The organism is Marinobacter sp. (genome assembly GCF_014859525.1).
In the GTDB taxonomy this organism is placed as follows: domain Bacteria; phylum Pseudomonadota; class Gammaproteobacteria; order Pseudomonadales; family Oleiphilaceae; genus Marinobacter.
Genome location: NZ_JACUUB010000103.1, coordinates 1 through 6727 on the forward strand (window position 1 = coordinate 1; position 6727 = coordinate 6727).

The following is a 6727-nucleotide window of genomic DNA, read 5'->3' on the forward strand; positions in this document are numbered from 1 at the left end:
GGGTCAGACCCCTTTGGAGCCTGCTAGGATTTCTCTTTCCAGCCGTCGTCTTTCAGCACGGAACCTACGGTCAGCAGGGGTGATGCGTCGATGTCATCGGCGTTCATCATGTTGGCTACACGCTGCAGGGAGGCCAGGATCATGGTTTGTTCCCACTCGGCCAGGTTCTGGAACTTTTCGATAAAGTCTTCCTGTAGAGGATTGGGGGCGCGTGCCAAGAGGTCTGCGCCGTCTTCCGTCAGGTGAGCGTGCACTTTGCGTTTGTCTTTGGTGCTGCGCACCCGATACACCAGCTTGCGCAGTTCCAGCCGGTCCAGGATTGTGGTGACCGTAGCCTGGCTGAGGCTGACATTCTCAGCGATGGTACCGATGGTCACCTCACCCAGATCCCTTATGGTGCGCATGATCAACAACTGCGGCCCAGTCAGCCCAGCGTGCTTGCTCAATCGTTTGGAATGCAGATCCGTTGCCCGGATCACCCGCCGAAGTGCCACCAGCACCTGTTCATAGTTTTTCACACGACCACTCCAAAATGGCTATTTACTTATACCTCTAATTATTAGAGGTCTTTGCTCTGCTGATTGCAAGTGGGCAATATCACCTAACCTCCCTGACGCCGGGATCCACGCCAATCTGCCCCACGCATGCGACATTATTTCTGACCGCCACTATGCTAAGGTCACGCCCTTGCCATTCACCTACAAAACGGAAACGGTTGATGATCAGGTATTACCTTGCGTTCGTTCTTGCCCTCACCATGGTCGGCAACGCCCAGGCTCAGCAACAACAACTTGGGCCGGATAAAGAGCTGACCCCTGAAGACGTAGAGGACAGGATCAGAACCCAGGAAAAACCCATGTACACCCCTTTCGTGGAGCTGTACCTGCTGGAAGAAACCAAGGCCATCCGCAAAGAAATGCAAGACACCCGGGCCGAACTGATTGAAAAGGTGGTCGAGAAAGAACTGTCAGTGGCTGATAAAACCATGTCTTACGCCGCAGACACCGTAACCTACTTTTTCTATCTGATTGCCGGTGCCACGTCTATTCTGGTGATGCTCGGCTGGAACTCCATCCGCGACATGCGCAATCAGCTCACCACCCTCGCGGAGAAGCGCGTCAACGAGCTGGTGGTAGAATACGAAACCCGATTGAAGTTCATTGAAGAACAATTACAGCAGAAGTCCGAGATCATCCACCAGAACCAGGCCGACATTGAGCGCACCAACGAGGTGCATGCGCTCTGGTTGAAGGCAAGCCAAGAGACCTCGCAACAGAACAAGATAACCACCTACGACCAGATTCTTGACTTGCGCCCAGACGATGTAGAGGCGCTCAGCTACAAAGCTGACGCCGTGCTCGAGATCCGCGAACCTCTCTGGGCCATCAGCTTGTGCCAACGCGCGCTAAAACTGGCCCCGGATAATGGCCACGCCCTGTACCAGCTGGCCTGCGCCTACGCTGAGATTGGCCGTTGGGAAGACGCCATCAGCACGCTTGCGAAAGCCCTCGAAATCTCCGAAGCCTATCGGGACGACGCCTCGGTAGACCCAAGCTTCACACAACTGCACGAGCATGACAGCTTCCGGAACCTCGTCTTTACTGATCAGGACGACAGCACCGACATCTAGCATTCCGGAGTCCGGCACAAAGCTTGCTGATACGATCACGAACAGCCGCTTTGTGTTCCGGAACTGCCCGTGACTGGCCAGCTTGACAAGCCGCAACCTGTGGTGTTTGTTTAAGTCTCCGAGAACATAATAATAACCCTGACCTGAACAGGAATAACACGATGAAAACATCCGTTAGAAAGCTCGCCGCTGCGGTGGGCGCGTCTGTTGCCCTGATCGCTGCAGGACACGCTGGAGCTGAAATTCGCATCGGCATTGCCGGCCCGATGACCGGCCCTGTCGCCCAGTACGGTGATATGCAGTTTTCCGGTGCGCGTATGGCCATTGAGCGCATCAACGCCGCTGGCGGTGTCATGGGCGAGCAACTCGTAGGCGTTGAGGTGGATGACGTATGCGATCCCAAGCAGGCCGTGACCGTTGCCAACCGACTGGTAAACCAGGGCGTTCAATATGTGGTGGGGCACCTGTGCTCCAGCTCTACCCAGCCGGCGTCTGATATTTATGAAGACGAAGGCATTCTGATGATCACCCCTGCCTCCACCAGCCCTCAAATCACCCAGCGTGGTTACGAGTTGCTGTTCCGCACCATTGGCCTGGACAGCATGCAAGGACCGGTTGCCGGGAATTTCATCGTGAACCAGAGCCCAAACCGCGTTGCCGTCATTCACGACAAGCAGCAGTATGGTGAGGGGATTGCCACCGCCGTTCGGGATACACTGCGCGGTGCAGGCGTTGAAGTCGCCATGTTTGAAGGCATTACCGCCGGCGACAAAGATTTTTCGTCACTGGTCACCAAGATCAAACAAGCCAACGTGGATTTCGTTTACTACGGAGGCTATCACCCGGAGCTTGGACTCATTCTGCGCCAGGCCCGCCAGGCTGATGTGTCGTCCAGGTTCATGGGTCCGGAAGGTGTCGGCAACAAGGACATCAACACCATTGCCGGTGAAGCAGCAGAAGGCCTGTTGGTCACTCTGCCTCCCAGCTTTGATGAGAAAGAGGAAAACCAGGACCTGGTCGCTGCCTTTGCGGCCAAGGGTGAAGACACCTCCGGTCCGTTCGTGCTCACCTCCTATGCCGCTGTGCAGCTGATCGCCGATGGCATTGAGCAGGCTGGCTCGAAGGACCCGTTCGAGGTTGCCAAAGCCTTGCGTGCAGGCACCTTTGAAACACCCATTGGCAACGTTCAGTTTGACCAGGCCGGGGACATGGAGTCTTTCGAGTTTGTGGTCTACGAATGGCACTCTGACGGCAGTAAAACTCCAGTAAACTGAGCCAGAATCGTCACCATACGGTCATCATGAGAACACCTTCTTGCCGCAACCCGGGAGAAGGTGTTTTTCTGGGATTCTGCTAATCCGCGTTGCCATCCGCCAGGCACCCTGGCGCCGGTGCGAGGCGCGCGGGTAGCGGGCATTCGGAGTTCCATACTGATGCAAGACCTTCTCTACTTCTCGCAACAGCTCATTAACGGGCTGACGATCGGGAGCACCTATGCCCTGATCGCCATCGGCTACACTATGGTTTACGGCATCATTGGCATGATCAACTTTGCCCATGGTGAGATTTACATGATCGGAGCTTACACCGCGCTCATCGCCATCACCGGCCTGGCCACCCTGGGCATTGCCTGGCTACCGCTGGTGCTGATCGTCGCTCTGATCTGCGCCATGATCGTCTCCAGCTCCATGGGCTGGGCGGTAGAAAGGGTCGCCTACCGGCCGGTTCGCGGGCGCCACCGGTTGATCCCGCTGATTTCGGCCATCGGCATGTCCATTTTCCTGCAGAACTATGTGCATCTGGCTCAGGGGTCCCGCAATGTGGGCTTTCCAGCACTGATTGATGGCAGTTTCCGCTTTGGCAGCAGTGAAGGCTTTCAGTTGTCGCTCTCCTACATGCAGATCACCATCTTCATCACCACGCTGGTCTGCATGACCGCACTGTCTCTGTTTATCTCTCGGTCCCGCATTGGCCGGGCCTGTCGGGCGGTCTCTCAGGATCTGGGCATGGCCAACCTGCTGGGCATTGATACCAATCGCATCATCTCTGCAACGTTTGTGATCGGTGCTGCCCTGGCGGCTGTGGCGGGGTTGTTGCTGGGCATGTACTACGGGTCTGTGGACCCACTGTTTGGCTTTATAGCCGGCCTCAAGGCGTTTACCGCTGCCGTGCTTGGCGGCATTGGCAGCATTCCCGGCGCGATGCTCGGCGGCCTGATTCTGGGCGTGGCCGAAAGCATGACCTCCGGCTACCTCAGCGGCGAATACAAAGACGTTGTGGCCTTTGGCTTGCTCATCCTGATTCTACTGTTCAAACCGACCGGACTGCTGGGCAAACCAGAGGTTGAGAAGATCTGATGACCGCACGCAACTTCAAACATGCCTTGTTCTGCGCGGTGATCACGATGGTGGTCGCCTACCCCATCCTGGGCCTCAATCTGGTGGCACGTGGCACCCGCGTTGGCCTCGAGGGTGCCGACACCAGCACTCTGGTTGCCATATTCGTGGCGGCAATGGTGGTGTTCAGCTTTCAGCTTTACCGAGACACCATCATGGCCGCCTTGGGCAAAATCCCCAAACTGCCCCCCTTGGCAGGTCGGGAGCCGATGCCCCAGGCCAAGCGCGTCAAAATGGAATCCTGGGTGCTGACCGGCATCATTGTGCTGGCGCTGTTCTGGCCGTTTTTCGTTTCCCGTGGCTCGGTTGACCTGGCCACCCTGGTGCTGATCTACATCATGCTGGCGCTTGGCCTGAACGTGGTGGTTGGCCTGGCCGGCCTGCTCGACCTCGGCTACGTTGCCTTCTATGCGGTTGGTGCGTATACCTTTGCTCTGTTGTCCCAGTATATGGGCATCTCGTTCTGGATGGCTCTGCCGCTTGGTGCCCTGTTTGCAGCCTTGTTTGGGCTGGTACTGGGCTTTCCGGTACTGCGATTACGGGGTGATTACCTGGCCATCGTCACCCTGGGTTTTGGTGAGATCATCCGGATACTGCTCAACAACTGGACTGCCGTCACCGGTGGCCCAAACGGCATTGGCGGTATCCCCGAGCCCACGCTGTTTGGCATGGAGTTTGGCCGGCGCGTAAAAGAAGAAGGTAACACGTCCTTCCATGAAACCTTCGGCATTGCCTACAGCGGTGAGCACAAGGTGATTTTTCTCTACCTGATTGCGCTTGTTCTGGCCGTTATTACCGCACTGGTTATCCGGCGCCTGATGCGCATGCCGGTCGGCAGGGCCTGGGAAGCCCTGCGGGAAGATGAAATCGCTGCCCGCTCTCTGGGCCTCAGCCGCACGGCCGTCAAACTGTCCGCATTTACCATTGGCGCTTTCTTTGCCGGTTTTGCCGGCACAGTCTTTGCGTCCAAGCAGGGGTTTATCAGCCCTGAGTCTTTTGTGTTCCTTGAGTCTGCCATCATTCTGGCCATTGTGGTGCTGGGCGGGATGGGCTCGCAACTGGGCGTGGTATTGGCGGCCATTGCGGTCACCATCCTGCCGGAACTAGCCCGTGAGTTCTCCGACTATCGCATGCTGGTGTTTGGTGCAGCGATGGTGCTGATGATGGTGTGGCGGCCACAAGGCCTGATGCCCATGCGCCGGACTCATATTGAACTCAAACGGCAGGAGTGACCGCCATGTTAGAGGTACAAAACCTGTCCATGCGCTTCGGCGGCCTGCTGGCAGTGGACCAGGTCAGCCTGGACGTTCAGGAGCATGAGATTGTTTCGGTCATCGGGCCTAACGGCGCCGGAAAAACCACCGTCTTCAACTGCCTCAGTGGCTTTTACAAGCCAACCGGGGGCACCATTGTTTTTAAAGGGCAAGAGGTACAGGGCAAGCCGGACTACAAGATCTCCCGGCTCGGCATGGTGCGCACCTTCCAGCATGTGCGCCTGTTCAACCAGATGAGCGTGGTTGAAAACCTGCTGGTCGCCCAACACCGGCACCTGAACACCAACCTGCTGTCTGGCTTGATCAAGACGCCAAACTACCGGGAACGTGAGCAAAAATCTCTGGATCGGGCGGCTTACTGGCTCGACCGCGTTGGCCTGCTGGACCTGGCCAACCGCGACGCCGGCAACCTGGCTTACGGCCAGCAAAGGCGCCTGGAAATTGCCCGCTGCATGGTCACCGAACCGAAGCTCCTGATGCTGGACGAGCCGGCCGCAGGCCTGAATCCGGCAGAAACCAAAGATCTCAACCAACTGATCGTGAGCCTTAAAGAGGATTATCACGTGTCGGTACTGCTGATTGAACACGACATGAGCCTGGTGATGGATATTTCTGACCGGATTACTGTGATCAACCAGGGCCGACCGCTCGCCAAAGGCACGCCGGGCGAAATCCGCCAGAACGATGACGTGATCAAAGCCTATCTGGGCGAAGCCTGAGGAAACACCATGCTAGTACTGGAAAACGTTCACACCCACTACGGCAAGATCGAGGCGTTGCACGGGGTTTCCGTTGAGGTCAAGCAAGGCGAGATTGTGTCTTTGATCGGCGCTAACGGAGCCGGCAAAACCACCCTGCTGATGACCGTCTGCGGCAATCCTCAGGCCAGTGCCGGGCGCATCATTCTGGAAGGAAAAGACATCACCAACGAAGCCACCTCCAACATTATGCGCTCCGGCATTGCCATTGTGCCCGAGGGCCGCCGGGTATTCTCTGGCCTCACCGTTGAAGAAAACCTGCATATGGGTGGATTCTTCAATACCAAAGCCGAGATTCGCAAAAGCCTGGATCATGTCTATGAACTGTTCCCGCGCCTGAAAGAGCGGGAGAACCAGCGCGCTGGAACCATGTCTGGCGGTGAGCAGCAAATGCTCGCCATTGGCCGCGCCCTGATGAGCAAACCCAGAATGATCATTCTGGACGAACCTTCACTGGGGCTTGCGCCCATCATCATTCAGCAGATTTTCCAGATCATTGGTCAGTTACGGGAAGAAGGTATCACCGTGTTTCTGGTCGAGCAGAACGCCCATCAGGCCCTGAACCTGGCCGACCGGGGCTATGTATTGGAGACCGGGCGAATCAGATTGCACGATACCGGAAAAAACCTGCTGGCCAATCCGGAGGTGCGGGAGGCGTACCTGGGGGGC

General features: G+C 56.9%; 7 protein-coding genes. 6 read left to right on the forward strand and 1 reads right to left on the reverse strand.

Annotated elements, in window-relative coordinates:
- Positions 1-23: 23 nt before the first annotated feature.
- Positions 24-518, reverse strand: a complete 495-nt coding sequence (locus tag IBX51_RS13745; RefSeq protein ID WP_291831855.1) for a MarR family winged helix-turn-helix transcriptional regulator — start codon at positions 516-518, stop codon at positions 24-26.
- Between the two features lie 200 nt (positions 519-718).
- Between IBX51_RS13745 and IBX51_RS13750 the strand changes: the two genes are divergently transcribed.
- The 6 genes from IBX51_RS13750 to IBX51_RS13775 all read left to right on the forward strand — a co-directional run.
- A complete protein-coding gene (locus IBX51_RS13750) occupies positions 719-1630 on the forward strand; it encodes a tetratricopeptide repeat protein (protein WP_291831856.1) in 912 nt (303 codons plus the stop codon).
- 161 nt (positions 1631-1791) lie between these two features.
- Positions 1792-2904 carry a branched-chain amino acid ABC transporter substrate-binding protein gene (locus IBX51_RS13755; protein ID WP_291831858.1) on the forward strand — a complete coding sequence of 371 codons (1113 nt, stop codon included), beginning with the start codon at positions 1792-1794 and terminating at the stop codon, positions 2902-2904.
- Positions 2905-3063: 159 nt separating this feature from the next.
- Positions 3064-3987 (forward strand): high-affinity branched-chain amino acid ABC transporter permease LivH, encoded by a 924-nt coding sequence (gene livH, locus IBX51_RS13760; protein WP_291831859.1) that lies wholly within the window; start codon positions 3064-3066, stop codon positions 3985-3987.
- The gene (locus IBX51_RS13765; RefSeq protein ID WP_291831861.1) at positions 3987-5258 is read left to right on the forward strand and encodes a high-affinity branched-chain amino acid ABC transporter permease LivM; all 1272 of its coding nucleotides are present in this window, start codon (positions 3987-3989) and stop codon (positions 5256-5258) included. Before livH ends, IBX51_RS13765 begins: the two co-directional genes overlap by 1 nt.
- Before the next feature lie 5 nt (positions 5259-5263).
- The gene (gene livG, locus IBX51_RS13770) at positions 5264-6019 is read left to right on the forward strand and encodes a high-affinity branched-chain amino acid ABC transporter ATP-binding protein LivG (RefSeq protein WP_291831862.1); all 756 of its coding nucleotides are present in this window, start codon (positions 5264-5266) and stop codon (positions 6017-6019) included.
- 9 nt (positions 6020-6028) lie between these two features.
- Positions 6029-6727: ABC transporter ATP-binding protein (locus tag IBX51_RS13775; RefSeq protein ID WP_291831863.1), on the forward strand; the 699-nt coding region annotated here is incomplete at its 3' end.

Bases quoted from the DNA above. Each gene is read 5' to 3' on its own strand.
- IBX51_RS13750 (WP_291831856.1), top strand. From the start codon at position 719: ATGATCAGGTATTACCTTGCGTTCGTTCTTGCCCTCACCATGGTCGGC.
- IBX51_RS13755 (WP_291831858.1), top strand. From the start codon at position 1,792: ATGAAAACATCCGTTAGAAAGCTCGCCGCTGCGGTGGGCGCGTCTGTT.
- livH (WP_291831859.1), top strand. From the start codon at position 3,064: ATGCAAGACCTTCTCTACTTCTCGCAACAGCTCATTAACGGGCTGACG.
- IBX51_RS13765 (WP_291831861.1), top strand. From the start codon at position 3,987: ATGACCGCACGCAACTTCAAACATGCCTTGTTCTGCGCGGTGATCACG.
- livG (WP_291831862.1), top strand. From the start codon at position 5,264: ATGTTAGAGGTACAAAACCTGTCCATGCGCTTCGGCGGCCTGCTGGCA.